At 57.5% G+C, this 20584-nt stretch carries 15 protein-coding genes; 7 read left to right on the forward strand and 8 right to left on the reverse strand.

All coding sequences use genetic code 11. The features are described 5' to 3' along the window. The first annotated feature begins 354 nt into the window (after nt 1-354). Complete coding sequence (locus tag J2X66_RS20980) at nt 355-720, forward strand: DUF6124 family protein (protein ID WP_310267927.1); 366 nt, start codon at nt 355-357, stop codon at nt 718-720. Nucleotides 721-775: 55 nt separating this feature from the next. Here J2X66_RS20980 and J2X66_RS20985 read toward each other — a convergent pair whose 3' ends face one another. Further along, a complete protein-coding gene (locus J2X66_RS20985; RefSeq protein ID WP_310267930.1) occupies nt 776-2086 on the reverse strand; it encodes an MFS transporter in 1311 nt (436 codons plus the stop codon). A gap of 168 nt (nt 2087-2254) precedes the next feature. Between J2X66_RS20985 and J2X66_RS20990 the strand changes: the two genes are divergently transcribed. The 3 genes from J2X66_RS20990 to J2X66_RS21000 all read left to right on the forward strand — a co-directional run bounded on the left by J2X66_RS20990 (nt 2255) and on the right by J2X66_RS21000 (nt 6609). Beyond that, nucleotides 2255-3367, forward strand: a complete 1113-nt coding sequence (locus J2X66_RS20990) for a sugar diacid recognition domain-containing protein (RefSeq protein WP_310267933.1) — start codon at nt 2255-2257, stop codon at nt 3365-3367. Between the two features lie 176 nt (nt 3368-3543). Then, a complete protein-coding gene (locus tag J2X66_RS20995; RefSeq protein WP_310267935.1) occupies nt 3544-4677 on the forward strand; it encodes a glycerate kinase in 1134 nt (377 codons plus the stop codon). Nucleotides 4678-4983: 306 nt separating this feature from the next. Beyond that, entirely contained in the window at nt 4984-6609 is a 1626-nt protein-coding gene (locus tag J2X66_RS21000) for a methyl-accepting chemotaxis protein (RefSeq protein ID WP_310267938.1), read from the forward strand. A 106-nt stretch (nt 6610-6715) separates the two neighbouring features. Here J2X66_RS21000 and J2X66_RS21005 read toward each other — a convergent pair whose 3' ends face one another. After that, nucleotides 6716-7159 carry a hypothetical protein gene (locus tag J2X66_RS21005; RefSeq protein WP_310267942.1) on the reverse strand — a complete coding sequence of 148 codons (444 nt, stop codon included), beginning with the start codon at nt 7157-7159 and terminating at the stop codon, nt 6716-6718. Between the two features lie 244 nt (nt 7160-7403). On the opposite strand from J2X66_RS21005, the gene J2X66_RS21010 reads away from it, so the two are divergent. Further along, nucleotides 7404-8591 carry an aminotransferase class I/II-fold pyridoxal phosphate-dependent enzyme gene (locus J2X66_RS21010; protein WP_310267945.1) on the forward strand — a complete coding sequence of 396 codons (1188 nt, stop codon included), beginning with the start codon at nt 7404-7406 and terminating at the stop codon, nt 8589-8591. 116 nt (nt 8592-8707) lie between these two features. Here the strand turns inward: J2X66_RS21010 and J2X66_RS21015 are convergent, their stop codons facing one another. The 5 genes from J2X66_RS21015 to J2X66_RS21035 form a co-directional block, all read right to left on the reverse strand. Next, the gene (locus J2X66_RS21015) at nt 8708-9685 is read right to left on the reverse strand and encodes an NAD(P)-dependent oxidoreductase (RefSeq protein WP_310268390.1); all 978 of its coding nucleotides are present in this window, start codon (nt 9683-9685) and stop codon (nt 8708-8710) included. Between the two features lie 22 nt (nt 9686-9707). Next, nucleotides 9708-11006: an MFS transporter gene (locus tag J2X66_RS21020; RefSeq protein ID WP_310267948.1), complete on the reverse strand. Its 1299-nt coding sequence runs from the start codon at nt 11004-11006 to the stop codon at nt 9708-9710. Nucleotides 11007-11096: 90 nt separating this feature from the next. Further along, nucleotides 11097-12074: a sugar kinase gene (locus tag J2X66_RS21025; protein ID WP_310267951.1), complete on the reverse strand. Its 978-nt coding sequence runs from the start codon at nt 12072-12074 to the stop codon at nt 11097-11099. After that, on the reverse strand, nt 12067-12849 hold the full coding sequence (locus J2X66_RS21030) for a TIM barrel protein (protein ID WP_310267954.1): 783 nt from the start codon (nt 12847-12849) through the stop codon (nt 12067-12069). Before J2X66_RS21030 ends, J2X66_RS21025 begins: the two co-directional genes overlap by 8 nt. 71 nt (nt 12850-12920) lie before the next feature. After that, nucleotides 12921-13946 carry a LacI family DNA-binding transcriptional regulator gene (locus J2X66_RS21035; protein WP_310267956.1) on the reverse strand — a complete coding sequence of 342 codons (1026 nt, stop codon included), beginning with the start codon at nt 13944-13946 and terminating at the stop codon, nt 12921-12923. Between the two features lie 247 nt (nt 13947-14193). On the opposite strand from J2X66_RS21035, the gene J2X66_RS21040 reads away from it, so the two are divergent. Next, the gene (locus tag J2X66_RS21040; RefSeq protein ID WP_310267959.1) at nt 14194-17010 is read left to right on the forward strand and encodes a hypothetical protein; all 2817 of its coding nucleotides are present in this window, start codon (nt 14194-14196) and stop codon (nt 17008-17010) included. Between the two features lie 233 nt (nt 17011-17243). Beyond that, complete coding sequence (locus J2X66_RS21045; protein WP_310267962.1) at nt 17244-19901, forward strand: autotransporter outer membrane beta-barrel domain-containing protein; 2658 nt, start codon at nt 17244-17246, stop codon at nt 19899-19901. 62 nt (nt 19902-19963) lie between these two features. Here the strand turns inward: J2X66_RS21045 and J2X66_RS21050 are convergent, their stop codons facing one another. After that, nucleotides 19964-20575 (reverse strand): LysE family translocator, encoded by a 612-nt coding sequence (locus J2X66_RS21050; protein WP_310267966.1) that lies wholly within the window; start codon nt 20573-20575, stop codon nt 19964-19966. Between the last annotated feature and the right edge of the window lie 9 nt (nt 20576-20584).

The following is a 20584-nucleotide window of genomic DNA, read 5'->3' on the forward strand; positions in this document are numbered from 1 at the left end:
GGCAATAAACAGTATTGTTTAAACAGTCGGGAGGGATGGGGCTGGAGGCTACATAACCTTGCGTCGTTGCCTACGACTGCGCCAGAATCCGCCGGCTTGTGCGCCTTGGGGCTGGGCTCTATCGTTTGCTCGTCGCTGAAAAACAGCGATCGGGTTTGGTAGCCCGGTTATCCGGCGCATAGCGCACCTAATACAGGGACTTTTTATCGTCCTCTGTTTACATGGTGGCCATGCGTAGGGCGCTTCCGGGCGCGCCGGGTTGCCAGATAACCGGTCTACCAACCTCCGTATGGCCGCCACCTTCGTTTGGTAGCGAAGGCGATGGCTCCACTTTTAATATCTGGAGTTTCATCTATGTTCAAGATCACACCCAATCCACCAGAAGCCGACACCGACGACGTTTCCCCCTACGAATCCACCAATCCCAAAAAACTCAACACTGCCGCCGACCGCGCCCTCGATTACTACCTCAAACCGGTCATCCCCAAAGACACCCCACGTAAACCCAGCACCATCTATTCCGTAGGCCCCGACACCGATAACGAAACCCTGCTGGTCAACGCCTGTGAGACGTTGGCATCAGCCAGTGTCATGTTGAGTGATTTCGCCGGGCAACTAAACGGCACACAGCGCCACACCCTGCTCGGTATTCAAAACTCCGTCATGCTGGGTGAACTGGCGGTGAACCGGATGCTGGATAACGTCGACCCGCACGGCTGACGCGCCGCACATTAAAAACGGCCCGAATGGGCCGTTTTTGTAGGGGTAGAACGGCTTACACCCGTAACGTCCGCGTCATCCGCAGCGCCAGCAAGCTGCCACACACAATCACACCCGCCAACAAATACAAAGCGGCATCCGTCGACCCGGTGCTGTCCTTGACCCAACCCACCAGGTACGGACTCAGGAAACCCGCCATTTGCCCCATAGAGTTGATCAACGCCAAACCACCCGCCGCCGCACCCGCGCTCAGAAGTGCCGTCGGCACCGGCCAGAACATCGGCAGGCCGGTGAGGGCGCCCATGGTGGCGATGGTCAGGCCGAGGATCGCAATCGCCGGCGTCGTCGCGAAGTTCACCGCGATCAGCAGACCCACCGCGCCCATCAACATTGGCACCACCAAATGCCAGCGACGTTCCTTGCGCAGGTCCGCTGAGCGCCCGACCAGCAGCATGAACACCGCCGCCAACAGGTACGGAATCGCACTCAACCAGCCGATCACCAGGTTATCGCTGAAGCCCAGGTTCTTGATGATCGACGGCAGCCAGAAGTTGATCGCGTACACGCCACTCTGGATGCAGAAATAGATCAAACCGAACGCCCAGATCGCCGGGTTCTTGAACACCGCCAGCAAAGAATCCGTAGTGGTTTTCGGCTTGTTGGCCAGGTCTTCAGCGTGATCTGCTTCCAGTACCGAGCGCTCGAACGGGGTCAGCCATTTGGCGTTGGCGTAGCTGTCGCTCAACAGGAAATAGGCGAGGGCGCCAAGGATCACGGTTGGAATGCCTTGCAGCAGGAACATCCACTGCCAGCCGGCCAAACCGCCCTGGCCCGCCGCGAAGTGGTTGAGGATCCAGCCGGAGAACGGGCTGCCGAGCAGGCCGGACACTGGGATCGCCGACATGAACAACGCCATGATGCGGCCCCGGCGGAAGGTCGGGAACCATTGCGAGAGGTACAGCACCACGCCGGGGAAGAACCCGGCTTCGGCCGCGCCGGTGAACAGGCGCAAGGTGTAGAACTCGGTCGGAGTGGTGACGAACAACAGGCACGTCGAGAGCGTGCCCCAGACGATCATCATCAGCGCGATCCAGCGCCGCGGGCCGAACTTGGTCAGGGCCAGGTTGCTCGGCACGCCGCACAGCACGTAGCCGATAAAGAAAATCCCGGCACCGAGGCCGTACACGGTTTCGCTGAATTTCAGTGCGTCGAGCATCTGCAGTTTGGCAAATCCAACGTTCACCCGGTCGAGGTAGTTGAACAGGTAGCAGATGAAGATGAAGGGGATCAAACGCAGGGTAATGCGTTTGTAGACGGCGTTTTTCTCGTCAACGATGGCCTGGGTAGCGGCGGCGCTCTGTGACATGGCGGCTCTCTCTTTATTATGATTTTTTGCGATGCAAGGGTAACGTTGATCGCCCAGAGAGTCTCGGCCACGCTTTGGGTGGTTGTCTTTGTGCCTGAGCACAGGGTTTGCGACCAAGGCCTGTGCGGGTGAACAACCCGTCCCATCCCGTTTTCAAGGATCCCCGTTATGTTCGAACTCGATCACGACCTGGCCCAGGACATCGTCGACCGGGCGATGGCCATCCTGCCGTACAACGTCAACGTGATGGACAGCCAGGGATTGATTCTCGGCAGCGGCGAACCTGAGCGCATCAACACCCGCCACGAGGGCGCACAATTGGTGCTGGCCAACGGGCGGGTGGTGGAAATCGACGCGCAAACGGCGATGCATCTCAAGGGTGTGCAACCGGGAATCAACCTGCCGCTGCTGCTGGATGGGCGCTTGATTGGCGTGCTCGGCATCACCGGCGAGCCCGAGCCATTGCGTACCTACGCCGAGCTGGTGCGGATGACCGCCGAGATGCTGGTCGGCCAGCGCAATCAGCAGGCCGACCAGCAATGGCGGCGTCAGCGTTGTGACGATCTGCTCGCGTTGCTGCTGAGCGAGGCGGGGGACTCGCCACGCTTGCTCGATGAGGCGCAGCAATTGGGGCTCAAGCCGCAGATGACGCGGGTGCCTTATCTGTTTGAACTGGGCTTGGAATACGGCCCGGCGCAAACCGTTGAAGCGCTGAGCGCCTGGCTGACCTCGCGTTACCCGGACAGTTGGTGCGTGAGTTCGGCGAAGTCGTCGTTGCTGTGGTGCCGGCCGGCCTCGCAATCGATCGAGAATGATCGACTGCTGGAAAAACTCGACGGCTTGGGCTGGAATATTCTGCGCATTGCTGTGGGCGGGCAGGCGGATGGCTTGTCGGGGCTGCGGCGCTGCTACCGGCGGGTTGGCGACTTGCTGGCGTATGGGCGCGATGTGTTGCCGCGTTCGCGTTTGCTGACGCTCACTCGGTATCGACTGCCAGTGATGCTGTGGCGGCATCGTAACGACGATGCGCTGGACGAATTGCTCAAGCCGTTGCGTAAAGTCATCGCCAAGGATAGTAACGGCCAACTGTTGGCGACCTTGCGCAGCTGGTGTGATCACGATGGGCAGAGCCAGGCGTGTGCCGATGCGTTGGGGATTCATCGCAATAGCTTGCGGTATCGGATGGAGCGGATTGCGGAGTTGAGTGGGGTTGATCCGCTGAAACTGGACGGCATGCTCGCGCTTTACCTCGGCGTCCAGCTTTTGCCCCAAACCGACTGACCGAACACAACCCCTGTGGCCGCTGCCTCGCAGTCTCGACAGCTGCTACAACTCAGTGTGTAGCTGCACGGCTTTGTGAAAATGAACAATAAACGCCACACCCGCTTGTGCAGCGGACTGGCGTTATTGTTTGGGGCTACTGGCAGCATGGAGCGCATTGGAACTGGAGAATTCGCATGAAAATCGTCATCGCCCCCGATTCGTTTAAGGACAGCCTCAGCGCCCAAGGCGTGGCCGACGCCATTGCATTGGGGCTGGCAGACGTCTGGCCGGACGCGCACTTGGTCAAATGCCCGATGGCCGACGGCGGCGAAGGCACGGTCGAATCGATTCTGGCCGCGTGCGAAGGCGAATGGCGCCGCACGAAGGTGCGCGGTCCACTCGGTGCAACCATCGACGCCGCCTGGGGCTGGCTGCCGCACAACCAAACCGCGATCATCGAAATGGCCGAGGCCAGTGGTCTGCAACTGGTTCCGCCGGGCAAACGCGACGCGTGCACCAGCAGCACCTTCGGCACCGGGGAGCTCATTCGCGCGGCACTCGATGCCGGTGCGCAACGGGTGATTCTGGCAATTGGTGGGAGCGCCACCAACGATGGTGGTGCCGGGACCATGCAGGCGCTGGGCGTGAAGTTGCTGGATGCGCAGGGGCAAACCCTGGCACCGGGCGGTTTGGCGTTGGCGCAACTGGATCGCATTGATCTGAGCGGCATGGATTCGCGCCTGAGCGGCGTGCGTTTTGACATTGCTGCCGACGTTAACAATCCCCTGTGCGGCCCTCACGGCGCTTCGGCGATTTTCGGCCCGCAGAAAGGCGCATCGCCCGAGCAAGTCCAGAAACTGGATAACGCGCTGGGGCACTTTGCCGAACTGTGTGCGCGTGCGTTGGGTCACGACGTCAAGGACGAGCCGGGCAGTGGGGCGGCTGGCGGTCTGGGATTTGCTGCCAAGGCGTTTCTCGGCGCGCAGTTCCAGGCCGGTGTGGACGTGGTTGCAGAATTGGTCGGCTTGGCGCAAGCGGTGCAGGGCGCCGACCTGGTGATTACCGGCGAAGGGCGTTTCGATGCGCAGACCTTGCGCGGCAAGACGCCGTTCGGCGTGGCGCGCATTGCCCGGCAGCAAGGCGTGCCGGTGATCGTGATCGCGGGCACGTTGGGCGAAGGTTATCAGGCTTTGTACGAGTACGGCATCGATGCGGCGTTTGCCTTGGCCAGTGGACCGATGACGCTGGAACAGGCGTGCGCCGAGGCGCCACGGTTATTGCAAGATCGCGCGAGCGACATCGCACGGGTCTGGCGAATCGCTAAGTAGCCGCTGTCGAGCCTGCGAGGCTGCGTTTGAGTGCGCAGCAGTCGCAGGATCTAAAAAGCGCGACCGCTTCGCAGTCGAACGCGGCCTTAGGCAGCTGTTACAGGGATTGTGTTTCATGAGTGAAACACTCATCCCCCGAAATATATTTGCACAGCCCCCGCAAAATTCCTCATCCCCGGCCGATACAGCCTATAGACGCTCACACACCCGATTCGACAGTGGCGCCGAGCTGAAGGTACGGACCAATGCCCCTTCAGTGATTTCCGGCAAGGATGCTCGCAGCCTCAATCACCCGAGAATCCACCTATGTCACTGCGTAATCTGAACATCGCGCCTCGCGCCTTCCTCGGTTTTGCTTTCATTGCCTTGCTCGTCATCGTGCTGGGTGTGTTTGCCGTGAACCGTATGTCGATCATCCGTCAATCCTCGATCGACATGAGCAGTACCCAACTGCCCAGCGTCAGCTACCTGGGCAATGTCACCGAAAATATTCTGCGCATGCGCATTTTGTCGTTCCGGATTCTTGTCAACCGTGAACCGGCCAGCCTGCAGGAAGCCGAAACCCGCATTGCCGTGCTCACCGACAAGGCGCGCAAGGCGCAGGCCAGCTATGCCGAGTTGCCGGCAGGCCCGGACGAAGCGGCGCTGTATAAAGTGTTCAGCGCGACGCTGGACAATTACATGCAGGCACAGCGCGAAATGATGGACCTTTCGCGTCAGAACAAGGTTGATGAGATGCGCACCTTGATCAATACGCGGATCAAGGACGGCACCGACCTGATGGGCGAACAGCTGAATAAGCTGGTGGCCTATAACAATGAGGCTGCGAAAATGGCCGGTGTCACCGCCGAAGATAACTACAACACCGCTGTGTACGGCATCATTCTGGTAGCGGTGCTGGCGTCGCTTATGACTGTGCTGCTGGCCTGGCTGCTGACCCGCAGCATCGTCACCCCGCTGAACCGCGCGGTGCAGGCGGCCGAAACCATCGCCGGTGGCAACCTGACCAAAGTCATCGAGATTGACGGCAAGGACGAACCGGCCCGTTTGCTCGGCGCCTTGGCGGCCATGCAAACCAACCTGCGCAAAACCATCGAACAGATCGCCGGTTCTGCCACGCAACTGGGCGCCGCCGCAGAGGAACTCAGCACCGTGACCGAGGAAGCCTCGCGCGGCCTGCAACAGCAAAACAACGAAATCGAACAAGCCGCCACCGCCGTCAACGAAATGACCGCCGCCGTGGAAGAGGTCGCGCGCAACGCGGTGTCGACCTCGGAAGCTTCCAGCCAGTCGACCCAGGCTGCTCGCGAAGGCCGTGACCGGGTAGTGGAAACCGTCAACGCGATCCAGACCATGACCCACGACGTACAAAACACCTCGGTGATGATCGAAGGGCTGGCCGCGCAGGGCCGTGATATCGGCAAGGTACTGGACGTGATCCGCGCCATCGCCGAACAAACCAACCTCTTGGCACTCAACGCTGCCATCGAAGCCGCCCGTGCCGGTGAAGCCGGACGAGGTTTCGCCGTGGTGGCAGACGAGGTGCGGGCATTGGCTCATCGCACCGCGCAATCGACTCAGGAAATCGAAAAAATGGTCGCCGGCATTCAGAACGGCACCGGCGAAGCGGTTTCGTCGATGCAGCAAAGCAATCAGCGAACCCAAAGCACCCTGGAAATGGCCCGGGCCGCCGGAGTGGCACTGGAGCAAATTACCCAGTCGATCCATTTGATCAACGAACGCAACCTGGTGATCGCCAGCGCGTCGGAAGAGCAAGCCCAGGTGTCCCGCGAGGTCGACCGCAACCTGGTGAACATTCGCGACCTGGCTACGCAGTCGGCGACCGGCGCCAACCAGACTAGCGTCGCCACCCATGAACTGTCGCGCCTGGCGGTTGATTTGAATGCGATGGTTGCGCGTTTCGTGATTTGAATCGTTGAGTCGAAGCAGAGGCATAAAATTGGAGCCGTTTTGTGCTCCAATTTTAATTTGCCGTGCGGTTCTAAGTTTGAGAAATGACCCTATAGCCTATTTGCATTTACATGCCCTTTACTGTGACGTTTTGAATGAGCGACACTGGCGACTCTGACGATTTCGGCGACTCTGGCGATTTACTGTCATCTGCCAACTTGAACAATTTATAGGACATCGGTTGTATGCCGTTGCCAATCCTTGTGATGTTGCCAGTCGAGAATATGACAATCGTGTCAGGGGCCGAGGTGGAAAGGTGCGCAAGAGCAGTATAATGGTTGGGCGGTATACCAAATGTTAACTCGACGTAGTCATACGATTTATCAACATAGGGTTTTATAGTAACTTTCAACTCGTCGTCGTGTGCTGCGAGGTATTCAGGAGTGACGCCTTTAGTCAGCACTTCCTCTGGTAATACAGGTAGTTGAGGAGGAATTTGCGAGGTGCGCGGAGTTTCATTAACGGTGTTTTTCTGGAAACCTGGATGAGATGTTTCATTGAATTTCGACATTTCGATACTCCATGGCTAGGGGATTGTGAAAGGAAACTTCATCGAAAGTCGACATTCCTGCGATCATTTAGCGGCCTTAAACGATGCTCGTCTACTGTCAGATCTGTCAGCTGGACAAGGTCGAGAAACGCTTTCAAATTGTCGAGTTTCACTCAGCGAGTCCTCGCTGATGCCAAATAGCTGGCGCGTTTTGTGATTTGAGATAGGGTGAAGGCTGGGAGTCCGCGCGCGACAGGAGAATCACATGCGCTATTCAGCCTTGACCCAACGAATCGCCGGCGACGGAGCGGCAGCCTGGCAGATTCATGACCGAGCGCTGAACATGCGCGAGCAGGGCATTGACGTGCTACTGCTGTCGATCGGCGACCCGGATTTCGACACACCGCCACCGATTGTCCAGGCCGCGATCGATAGCTTGCGGGCCGGCGACACCCATTACCCGGACGTGCGCGGCAGTCGTGGGCTGCGCAGCAGCATTGCGCGGCGCCATCGCCAGCGCAGTGGACAAGGCGTTGACGCCGACCATGTCATCGTGTTTCCGGGAGCGCAATGCGCGGTGTACTCGGTCGCGCAATGCCTGCTCGATCCGGGTGATGAAGTGATCGTCGCCGAACCGATGTACGTGACCTATGAAGGTGTGTTTGGCGCTTGCGCCGCCAAAGTAGTGCCCGTCGCAGTGCGACCGGAGAACGGCTTTCGCGTCGCCCCGGCAGACGTGGCGGCACTGATTACGCCGAAAACCCGCGTCATCCTGCTCAACAGTCCCAACAACCCCTCCGGAGCGAGTTTGCCGCTCACCACCTGGCAAGCGCTGGCAGCATTGTGCGTGCGCCATGAACTGTGGCTGATCAGCGACGAGGTCTACAGCGACTTGTTGTTCGAGGGCGAACACATCAGCCCGGCGAGTTTGCCGGGCATGGCCGAGCGCACCGCAACCATCAACAGCCTGTCCAAATCCCACGCCATGAGCGGCTGGCGCGTGGGGTGGTCGATCGGGCCTAAACCCATGGCCGAGCACCTGGTGAATCTGTCGTTGTGCATGCTGTTCGGGATTCCTGATTTCATCCAGAACGCCGCGCAATTGGCGCTGGATCAAAACTTGCCGGAAGTAGCGCTGATGCGTGAGGAATATCGTCAGCGTCGGGATCTGGTGTGCGCACGGTTGAGCGGATGCCCCGGCATCAAGCCGATCCGTCCGGATGGCGGCATGTTTGTGATGGTCGATGTGCGCCAGACCGGGCTCGGCGCCCAGGGGTTTGCCGAACGGTTGCTGGAGGGGTACGGCGTCTCGGTGCTGGCCGGGGAGGCGTTCGGGCCGAGTGCGGCGGGGCATATCCGGATCGGGTTGGTGGTGGATCAGGTGAAACTGGCGGATGCGTGCCGACGGATTGCGTTGTGTGCAGCGGACCTGCTGGAGGCGCGTAGAGCCTGAAGTTATTGTGGTGTCTGTCCCGGTCTCATCGCGTCAAGCTCACTCCCACAGAGGGGGGGGAACGCCACAGATCCAATGTGGGAGTGAGCTTGCTCGCGATGGCTGCCGGAAATGTCTTAAGCCTGCCACACCCCGGCATTCACCAGGTTTTTCGGCCGTTCTCCAGCCAACGCCATCAGCAGATTATCCACCGCACACCGCGCCATCGCCTCCCGCGTCTCATCCGTCGCGGACCCTATGTGCGGGGTCGCCACTACGTTATTCAACGTCATCAACGGCGAGTCCGCCTGCAGCGGTTCACGCTCAAAAACATCCAGCCCAGCCGCCCGAATCTGTCCTGTACGCAGCGCCTCGATCAGCGCTGCTTCGTCCACCACCTTGCCCCGGGAAATGTTGATGAAAATGCTTTCCGGGCGCATCAAGGCGAACTCCTCGGCGCCGATCAGCCCTTCGGTTTCAGCCGTTAGCGGCAAGGTCAGGCAAATGAAATCAGCTTGCTGCAAAAGCTCCTTCAGGCTGCGGTACTGTGCATCGAAACGCGCTTCCACCGCCGGTTTCGGCGAATGACTGTGATAGATGACCGGCATGCCAAATCCGAAATGCCCGCGCTGAGCCAAGGCTTCACCAATACGGCCCATGCCGATGATGCCCAGCGTCTTGCCATGCACGTCCGTGCCGAAATGCACCGGGCCAATGTTGCGTTGCCATTGGCCGTTGCGAACCATGTTGGCCAATTCCACCACGCGCCGGGCGGTCGCCAGAATCAACGCGAAACCGGTGTCCGCCGTGGTTTCAGTCAGTACATCCGGCGTGTTGCTCAGCAAGATGCGGCGCTCGGTCAGGTAGTCGATATCGTAATTGTCGACACCGACCGAGACGCTGGCGATGGCTTCCAGATTCGGCGCCAGGTCCAATAATTGCGCGTCCAGTTTCAGGCTCGCGCCGAGTAAACCCTGGGCGCGGGGCAGGGCATCGCGCAGTTGTGCAATGCCTTCCGGGTTGAGGTTATCGATCAGCGTCACGTCGGTGTGCTCATGCAGGCGAGCCATCAACAGCGGCGAGAGTTTCTTGTACAGCACGACCTGCTTTTTCATCGTCATCATCTCAACTTCATGTTCAAGGGTGAGCCGTCACTGGCCGTTGCGTATCGGCCTTGGCCACGACGCGGTCACTGGCGCCGGGCTTGAGGAACATCGTCAGCACCACCGAGAGCATCAACGCGCCGCTCATCAGCAAATAAGAAGCGCCGGGCGAGCCGGTGGAGCTGTTCAGGTAACCGACCAGATAGGAGCCGCCAAACGAGCCGAGCGCGCCCATGCTGTTGATCAATGCCATGGCACCGCCCGCCACGTTGGCCGGAAGGATTTCGGGGACGATGGCGAAAAACGGTCCATACGGCGCATACATGCAGGCGCCGGCAATCACCAGCAGGGTGTAGGACCACCAGAAATGTTCGGCGCCCAAGGCGTAGGAACCGTAGAACGCAAGGGAGGCAATCAGCAGCGGCGGCCAGACGAAGCGTTTGCGCTTCTGCAGTTTGTCCGAGCCCCACGACACCAGCAGCATGCCGATCACTGCGGCCAGATACGGCAGCGCCGAGAGCCAACCGGCTTCGATCATGTCCATTTGCGCACCGGCCTTGAGGATCGACGGCAGCCACAGCACGAAGCCGTAAACGCCAATGCTCCAGCAGAAAAACTGCAATGCCAGGATGATCACCTTAGGCGAGCGAAAGGCTTCGGCGTAGTTCTTCACTGCTTTGATGCCGACCTGTTCGGCGGCGAGGGCGCTTTCCAGGTCCTGCTTCTCCTGATCGCTGAGCCACTTGGCCTGTGCCGGACGATCGTCCGCCAGGCGCCACCAGATAAATGCCCACAGCACTGCCGGCAAACCTTCGATGATGAACATCCAGCGCCAGCTGAAATGCTGCACCAGATAGCCCGACACCACCGACATCCAGAGCATGGTGACCGGGTTGCCGAGGATCAGGAACGTGTTGGCCCGTGAGCGTTCGGCACGGGTGAACCAGTGGCACAGATAGACCAGCATCGCCGGCATGACTGCGGCTTCAACCACGCCGAGCATGAATCGAATGACGACCAGCCAGTAGGCGTTGGAGACGACCCCGGTCAGCGTCGCGAGGCCACCCCAGAGGATCAGGCTGACGAAAATCAGCTTCTTGACGCTGTGTTTCTGGGCATAGATCGCGCCCGGCACCTGGAAGAAAAAGTATCCAAGGAAGAACAGCGCGCCGAGCATCGACGACAGGCCCGGCGTGATCATCAGGTCGGCGGCCATACCCGAGGCGGCGGCGAAGCCGTAGTTGGCGCGGTCCAGATACGCCAGGCTATAGGTGATGAACACGATGGGCATGATGTACCACCAGCGGCGGGTGGCGAGTGAAGCGGTTTTCATGGGTAGTGCTCCTGAGCTTGTTGTTTTTGTCGCAGCAGGTAGTTACATCTTCAACATGTGTGCGGATCTCATCGCGAGCAAGCTGTGCTCCTACAACGCGTGTGGGAGCACAGCTTGCTCGCGATTGACGCCCTCAAATTCAGCAGATAATTCCAGCCGGGTCGGCAACCCTTCCATATCCCCACGGCTCTGCACCGCACGACTGCCAATCCAGTTGGCACGCCGCACTGCGTCGGCAACGCTATGGTTCTCCAGCAGCGCGCTGATCAAGCCGACGGCAAAGCCATCACCTGCGCCGACCGTATCAACCACGTTTTTTACCGGCACACCTGCGACAAACCCCTCATTCAGCTGCGTGCGGTAATAGGCTCCGTGCGGACCGAGTTTGATCGCCACCGCTTCAACACCCAGATCCAGATAAAACGCCGCAATGTCCGCCGGGTCTTCAAACCCGGTCAGCAATCGACCTTCACTCAACCCCGGCAGCACCCAATGGGCGAGGGCGGCGAGGCGGTTGATTTCGGTAATCATCTGTTGCTCGCTGGCCCACAGGCTCGGGCGCAGGTTCGGGTCGAACGACACGCTGCGTCCGGCATTGCGCATGCGGGTCATCAGTTCGAAGGACATTTCCCGGGCAGATGCAGACAGCGCCGGTGGAATGCCGGTGGCGTGCAAGTGCCGGGCGTCGAGCAATGACGAGGAGATCGATTGCACCGACAAGTGACTGGCGGCCGAACCACGCCGGAAATACTCGACTGCCGGATCGCTGCCATCGTCGGCACGGGACTTGAGTTGGAAACCGGTCGGATGCGCCGCGTCGATGGCGACGTTGCGGCAATCCAGGCCTTCTTTGCGCAGCGTATCGACGACAAATCGGCCCAATGAATCGGCACCCACTCGACTCAGCCATGCCACGTTGAAACCGAGCCGTGACAGGCCAATCGCGACGTTGCTGTCCGCGCCGGCAATACGTTTGTGGAACTGGCCGACGTCGGCCAGATCACCGCTTTGCTCGGCGACAAACATCGCCATGGTTTCACCGAACGAGAGGATATCGAACTCAGACATGAGCGTTCTCCAACCGGGATTGGCCAAGGCGGGCGAGGGCAGCGACGTGTTCGGTGGTCAGTTGCATCAGGTCATCGCCTTGCAGCGGGTATTCCGCCGCCCGCATAACGCCTTGGGCCATGTGTCGCAGCAGGTGTTCCCATTCGTGCACATCATTGGCGGTTGGCGGGATCGCAACCAGTTTTCCGTCGGCCCGGCGGGTCACGGCTTTGCAGTGCACGTAACCGACATGCCGACCGAGCAACCGTGCGGCGCTGGCGGCGGATTGGTCCTGCCAGTGCCAGTTGCCGATGTCGAAGGTCATTTGGATCGGCAGGTGATGGTGTTCAACTTGAGTGAAAAAGCGCTGAAAGGGTTCGATGCGACCGCCGTGCAAGGTCTGGTCGTTTTCCACCAGCAGTTGCACGGGGCTGCGCAAGAGGACGCGGTTCAATGCTTGAAGATCATTGTTGTCGGTGAAGTAACCCAGGGAAACTTTCAGCCACTTGGCGCCGAACGCTTGGGCACGCTCCAGGGTCGCGGTCAATTCGGGATTGGGTTTTGACTGACCGGCCAGCCACAGCTCCATGGGCGATGAATAGATGCTTTCCAGACCTTGGGCGTGGCTGTTGTCGGCCAGTTGCACCGGGTTTTCATCGGTCAGCAGCTCTTCGCGCCATTCAATGCGCGTAGCGCCGGCGGCGGCCAGCACATCGATAAAACTGCCTTGGCCGCGTTGGCGCACAAGGTCTGCGCCGTAGCTGGACAGGCTGATGGAAACGGGGGGTGTGTTCATTGTTTTTATACCTCTGAAACCGGTTTCATTTTTGTTCAAAAAAAGCTGGCTGATTGAAGGGAACATAACGTTCACCGAAGATTCCCAAGGGTTGATCCCCGAACAACCAGCCGCGCAGAAAAATCCAGTGTCCGCACTGCTCCCGCCTCCCCACGCAACCGTTTGAGCAGGCACTCAAACGCACTGGCGCCAATCTCGGCCGTCGGCTGGGCGAGGGCGGTAATCCCGCTGCCCACCAGTGGATACCAATCCAGGTCATCCAGCGCAATCAACCCTACGTCCGCAAACAAATTGCACTGCAACTCACGCAACGAATGCGTACTGGCCAACGCCGCAATGCCATTGGCGCAAAACAATGCTTTCAGGCCGGGGCCGGGAGTGTTCAAGAAGGTCTTAACGTGGGCGGTCAACTCGCTACCGGTTTCGACCACTGCACCTTTCAGCGCCGGGCGTTGCTCAATCTGCGTCTTGAAACTGCTGACCCGCTCGATCCGGGAACTGGTGCCGTCAAACGGTTCAGTCACCATCAACACATCGTGATAACCCCGTTGCTGTAGATGGGCGAGGGCCATTTCCACCGCTGCCGGATTGTCCAGTCCGACCAGGTCGCTCTCAAGCTGCTCGACTTTGCGATCCACCAGCACCATCGGCATTTCGCGATGCAGTTCGCGTAGTTCGTCGCGGTGATGGCCGAGGGTGTTCACGATCAGGCCTTCGATGTTGTACGAGCGCAGCAACGCCAGGTGCTGGCGTTCCTGCTCGTCATCGCGATCGGTGTTGCACACCACCAGGCTGTAGCCGTGCTGACGGCAGGCGGTTTCCACCCCGTGCATCACGGCAATTGAATAAGGGTTGCGGATATCGGCCACGAGCATGCCGATCAGGCGGGTGCGTCCGCGTTTCAGGCCGCGGGCCATCTGGTTGGGGCGGTAGCCGAGTTGGGCAATTGCCTGCTCGATGCGCAAGGCCGTGGCATCGGAGAGCAAGGCGCGGTCATCGCCGATGAAGCGCGAGACGCTGGCCTTGGAGACACCAGCGTGTTCGGCGACGTCGAGCATGGTGACGCGGCTGCGTTGTGCGGCGGAGAAGTCGTTCATGGCGATGTTTGATCTTGTTGTTAGGTTTTTTTAAACGATTGAAACCGGTTTCAGATAACACCAATCCCTGCATCCTCGTCAAGGTGCGATCAAGCATCCAGGCGATAGGGACTCCCTATTTATCCGATGAGCGGTCGCTCTACCTGTCAGATCTGACAGTAGGCAACTGCAATGGCTAAGCGCTTAATTCTCCCCAAGCGAAGAATAAACCCGCTCAGTATCCTACAACTCGATGAACTAGAAGACGATGACGGCGAATACATCAAAGGAACCAGATCAAGGCTTATTTGCGCTACCACTTTCAGTGGAAGGTGTTGATGATAATGATCCGGACGGTTATGTTCCGCTCGAGATATTGCGTAACGGCACTCGCATCATTATTCCCTACTGGCCTAACCCTCTACCTGGCGATGAGCTTTGGATAAACCGGTTGCAAAATGGCATTGAGGAAAGGCTGTACACGGTTTTTTTAAGTCCGCCACAACCCGCTTTCTTATACTTCATTTTAACGCCGCAGCACTTGGTTACGGACGGTAGTGCATACTTGTACTACACGATCTGGAAAGGCTCGGGCGGTATCGATGATCCTTCGCCACACAGAAAGCTGACCATAGATCACACGCCGCCTCTGCGTTTGAAAGAACCGCGTTTTCCCGATGCCACTTTATGGGGCTACCTGAATAACAAAACTGTACCTCCATTGATGTCAGGAGTCACAGTGGCAATACCCGATGCTATCGGTTATGCATTGCCAGGTGATATCGCCAAAGTGTACTGGCAAGGTTATTCAAGTTTGAACGGAGCTGGTCCGCCCGTTCCGGGAACCTATGGCGTTTGGGATAAGACGCTGGAACAGTCAGATATTGATATGGGGTATCGCGCCGTTATCCCGTTCGATCCCCATGTAAAACTTCTTTTTAACGATGACTCTGCTCTGGCGAACTGGAGAGTGTTTAGAGCGGGGAGGTTGATTGGCGAGTCGAGACAAAGTTTGGTGAAGATAGACAGAGTAACACCCGGCGAAAGTGGCCCTAATGGCCTTAATGCACAAGGAGAAAATACGATGGCACTTCAACTATCACCCCCAAAACAACGACCATTTTCCATTGGTGTCAAGGAGGTCGGGCCTTTTTCAGTGATTACAATTGATACGCTCGTGGATAATCTTATCGCGAAGAGCGTGCTGGATAGCGGAAATCTGACCATCAATCTGGCGCGTACACTTGACGAAGAAGAATTAGATGACGTGGATGTGCTTGTGGGGATTAAAGGCAGCACTTTAGAAGTTGTTGGTACGATCCCTCTCGGTCCCATTGGCAATAGGCCCGCAGGCAATATTCCATTAAACATCCCTTCCAGCTTTTTTTTAGAACAACCAACCCCCGCTGGACCTACAATCTATGAAGTGCAGGTAAAAGTTTATAAAGGCGGCGGCGGTATCGAGGATCCCTCCAATGTCACGGAGGTAGCAAGTGACCAGACTGCGCCTTTCCATCTGAAGAATCCTCGGAGAGAAGTAAGGCCAACTCCAGCTCCTACTTTTGTCAATAGGCCTGCGGATCCGCAAGTGACTGTCAACGAGGCCTGGAGGGCACTGCCCGCTAACGCAAACTTGAATCTGGCAATGAACGTTGGTTATGCCCTTCGTCGTCTGGACGATCATTTGCGCGTCTGGCTCGTATCCAGCACTGGCACTCAGAGGGTTTTGGTCTGGGACGATGTAGTTCCTGCAAGTGGTGCTATTTCCATTCCAAATACCGTGTTGAGTCAACTCCCGAACGGGCGTGTCAATGTCCTGTATGACTGGAGTGACGTTTCCGGCAACCGTAGTCTCGAGTCAGTGTCGACCGCCTTTCTGACGTTGGCACTTGCTCAAATACCGGTGCTGACAAAAGCACCTCTGGTACCAAAAACCGACCCAAACTACAGCACTTCGCTTTTTCTGGACGATTTCGTCGATGGAATTACTGCGATCGTCGAAAACGCCTTTATCCAAAATGCGGAACCGGGAGACCACGTTCATTTGGTTCTAGAGGATGCGGCTGACGCGACCAACTATTTAGAACTTACTCCACAACCATGGGCAAATGCGAATCTGACTTTCCCTCTTGCTTATACAGACCTTGCACAACTATTTGCTGATTCCGACAAGCCAAAGGCCGTCACGATCAAGTCTGTAATCACCCGGACGGGGATGATCCCCGACGTTGAGTCGCGAGAAGCGACCATTATGTTGGCCTTTGACTACGCCGGTCCCCCGAATCCGGATATTCCGGATTTGAACAACCCGGCTATGCAACTACCCGTTGTCACTGGCGCCTCCGGCACGGCGAATAGTTTGCTACCTGGTGACCGCGACAAAGCGGGTACATTCAAAGTTGTATTTGCGCTCACTGATCCAGATATCACCCCGGAACAGACAGCCAAGTGCTATATCAATAATGAGTGGATTGCCGATTATGTTCCATTTGTAGAGGAGCGTGGGTTTGAAGTTCCTATTCCGGCACCACTCATTTCCAGACTTCCTACTCCGCAAGTAAATGCTCACTGGTCGATTCAGAAGTCAGGTACTGACAAGAACGTCATGACATCCCTTCCGCAGTCGGTGGCGGTAGGTGGAATTCCGATTCCTTTACCTTTGCCTACGATTGCTATCCGCAACCCTGCAAATCGTGATTTCATCGAGTGCTTTGGGATGATCAGCCCTACAAGCAACTACGTACTGGGCTTGCGTATTCCAAAGAGTCCGCTCCTGCCGCCAGGTAAAACCATTACAGCGCATTTTGCGGCCTACCTCGATCTGGCGGGTACTCAGTTGATTCCCAATACGAGTGCTTCGCAAGATTATGTCATCAAGGCCGCCGATGTGCTTGATGTGGCACCCGTAGGCAGCCCTGAAGTTTTCAAAGCGGCGCAACCGGTACGCGGAGCGATTGCCTATGGAAAATATTGGTATACAACCGTAATTAATGGGACGCAAACATCTGAACCCGTTATCAAACGACTGGATACCATCAGCAATAGTTTTAATTATTGTGACCAAACGGCTACTCCAGCCGCTTAGATAATTGAGTGGTTTTTAGCATCGCAAGGAGGTTTGAGTTCCTCCCCCTTGCGATGCTTTTCCAATTGAATGGGGGCAGGATCTAATTAAGGGCGCGTCAGTAGAGGATCATTTTCCAATGAATAAAGATTTTTCCTACATCAGGATTTGATATTTCTCTTTAGGCTGCCTGGCGCTTCTGGTGGGGCTTTCATTCTGCCGGAAAATCGTGGGTAATTGTGCAGGAGTCCTTCATGTATTTATTTTCGTGTTTAAAACATCCGGTTTTTTTTAAAAAAACATTGATTGCGAGCGCATTTGCGACTGTTCTCGTTTCCACTCCCGAAGCCTACAGCAGGACACTTTTGCCAGGCGAAAGCGCAGTAGTGACAAATCCCCCCGCACCGGAAGATTGGGGGGTATCTCAAGGGGGAACACTGACGATCAACAACGCTAATGCCTTGTCTATTAACTCACAAAATGCCAGCGTCGTTTTTAACGGTGGCCAGAGTCAACGCATCAGTGCGGATACTTCTGTGCTTAACATCTCTGGAGCCAACGTCAACAGTGCGACCGGCAGGGGAGCGGTTCAACTGATCGACAGTAGTGCCATAATTGACAACACGACCATCACCAGCGGTAACAGTTTTGGTCTGCTGTTGGGGCGCAATATCAACACGCCCGCATCATCAAGTGCCACGGTAAAGGGCGGCAGTACGATCACCGGCGCTTTGGGAGGCGCAAACGCGGTGGGTTTCGCGGTGTTAGATGTCGAAAACTCGACCCTTCGTGGCACGGGTGCGACCAGTTACGGTGTGCAATTGGGTGGGGCAACGCTTTCGGCGACCGGTAGCATACTTACCGGTGAGCAAGATGGCCTGCAAATCGTTACCGATACCTCAGGTGTCAACGCTAGCACCGTCACGCTCAACGATACTCACGTAGAGGGAGGAACAGGCTCGGCCATCGTGCTGGGTTCGTCGGGTGCTGCGGGATCGGTCGCAACCATCAATGTTCTCAACGGCACGGAACTGATCGGCGGTAATGGCACGGCGCTCCTGGCGACTAATCGTTCCACGGCCAACCTCACCGTCGACGCCAGTGCATTAAACGGTAATGTCATTGCCGATACCGGCAGCACCGTCGCACTGTTGATGCAAAACGCAGCCTCTATTGATGGCAATCTGCAGAACGTTACGCGGGTCAGCCTCGATTCCCGCAGCACGTTGAACGGTAATGTGCAGGCGGTTGCCGGAACGGCTGCCACGGTGGGCCTGAACAATGGCTCCGTCATCAACGGCAACGTCGATAATGTCGTCAGCCTTGCGCTGAACAACGGCAGCAGTATGACCGGTGACGTGCTCACCGATGCCAATGGCAGCGTGCTGCTGGATAACCTTTCTACGCTCAAGGGCAATGTCGACAATGTTTCCAGCCTTACGCTGAACAATGGCAGCAACATGACGGGTAATGTCGTCACCGGCACCAATGGCAACGTGCTTCTGGACAACGGTTCGGTGTTGACCGGCCAGATCAACAATTCCCGCAATGTGAATATCAATAACGCCGCGCAGTGGGTGATGACTGGCGACAGCGCCTTGGAAAATCTTGCATTGAATGATGGTGTCGTTCGCATGGGGACCAACGAGCAGTTCCAGCAACTGAACGTGGTTAATCTTTCGGGCAAGGGCACGTTCGTGATGGGCACCGATCTCGGCAACGGCGCCACCGATTTCCTTAACGCCCAAAACGCAAACGGGGATTTCAAACTGCAAATCGCTGCGACCGGCACTACGCCGGTCACGGCCGAACCGGTGAAGGTCGGTAACATCGCTGCCGGCGACGCGAGCTTTTCACTGGCCAATCGCCCCACCGTCGATGCCGGCACTTTTGTGTACCGGTTGGCGAAGGAAGGCGAGGGTTTGTACCTCAATCCCGACAAGGAAACCGTCAGTACCTCAAGCAATACCGCGTTGGCACTGGCCGGCAGCGCGCGCAGCGTGCTGAACGCCGAAGCGGCCATGCTCAACGACCAGTTGGGCGATCGCAGTCTCAGCATCCGCCCCGACGCCTCGATGCGTGCGATGGATGACGGCGCGGTGAACCTGAGCAACAGCGTTTGGGTCCGCACTTATGGCAACCAGTACAACGTCGACAACGCCTACGGCGATGGATACACCCAGAACCAGACCGGTATCACCGGTGGTGCCGATACGGTCGTCGAATTGGGCGGACGCTCATGGGTGCTGGGCGGGTTCGTCGGCGCGAGCCGTACCAACATCGATCTGAAGTACGGTTCCAGTGCCATTGTCGACAGCCTGAATACCGGGGTTTACGGCAGTACCTTCGATGTTGAAAGTGGTGTGTTCGTCAATGTCATGGCCAAAATCAACCAGTTCGATAACAAAGCCAAAGTGACCATGAGTGATGGCTCCAGGGCCAAGGGCGATTACAAGGCCTTGGGCGCAAGCGGTTCGGTGGCCGTGGGCAAACATATCCAGCTAAAAAATCACTACTTCGTCGAACCTCAAATCCAGGTCTCCACAGGCGTCACTCAAAGCGATAATTACAAGCTCGACAATGGCCTCGAAGTCAGCGCCGATACCATGCGTTCATTGCAGGGCAAAGTGGGTATTCGTGGCGGCCGCGTCATTGCGCTCGATAACGGCAGCACACTGGAGCCGAGTCTGTCCACGGCGTTCAACCATGAGTTTGTGAAAACCAACGAAATCAAGATCAACGACGACAGCTTTGATGATGACCGGGCCAGCAGCTCTATCGAGTATGGCGCGGGGCTCAAGTGGACACCGGCGCAACGCAACTGGCAGGTGTCCGGTCAGGTGGGCGGCAGTCAAGGGACGACGGTCAATCAGGACTGGAGCAGTAGTTTGAGAGTGAGCTATTTCTTCTGATAATCAATGAGCGAAAAAATGCCTCGACCTCGGTCGGGGCATTTTTTTCTGTCCGGTTTACGTTACGCCAGCACACTGAGCCAGGCCGATCCCAACAGCAAAAACGCCATGAATCGATTGAAGCGTCTCATGGCGCTGGACGAACGTATCCATTTGGCTGACCCAGCGCCCAGCAGGGCCCAGGTTCCCATGCACGGCAGCGCAACCAGAAAAAAGATCATCGACAGACAAAGCGTTCGTACCTGTCGATCTTGCCCGGAGCCTGCAAACACGCTGATGACGGCCAACGCCATCATCCAGGTCTTAGGATTGACCAGTTGCAGGCTGGCACCGGCCCAAAGTCCGACTTTGTGCGGTGCGGCGTGCTCTGTGTGGGGGAGCATGGCCGGCGAGCGGTAAATCTGCCAGGCCAGATAGCTGAGCCAGAGCACTCCCGTCCACTTCATAAAAGACTCAATGAGCGGCAGCTGATCCAACGTTTCACCAATGCCGTTGCCTACCGCCAACACGATCAAGCCCGCGCTCGTGCAAGCGCCGAAGACAATGGGCAATGCGGCTTTGAAACCATAACGAGCGCTGTTGCTCATGACCAGAATGTTGGTCGGCCCCGGCGTAATGGAGGCGACAAAAGCGAACAGCACAAAGGGCAACATCGTGAGGAAAGTGGACGACATGAGAATGGA

This window comes from Pseudomonas sp. 3296, from assembly GCF_031456615.1.
Taxonomy (GTDB): Bacteria; Pseudomonadota; Gammaproteobacteria; order Pseudomonadales; family Pseudomonadaceae; genus Aquipseudomonas; species Aquipseudomonas mucoides.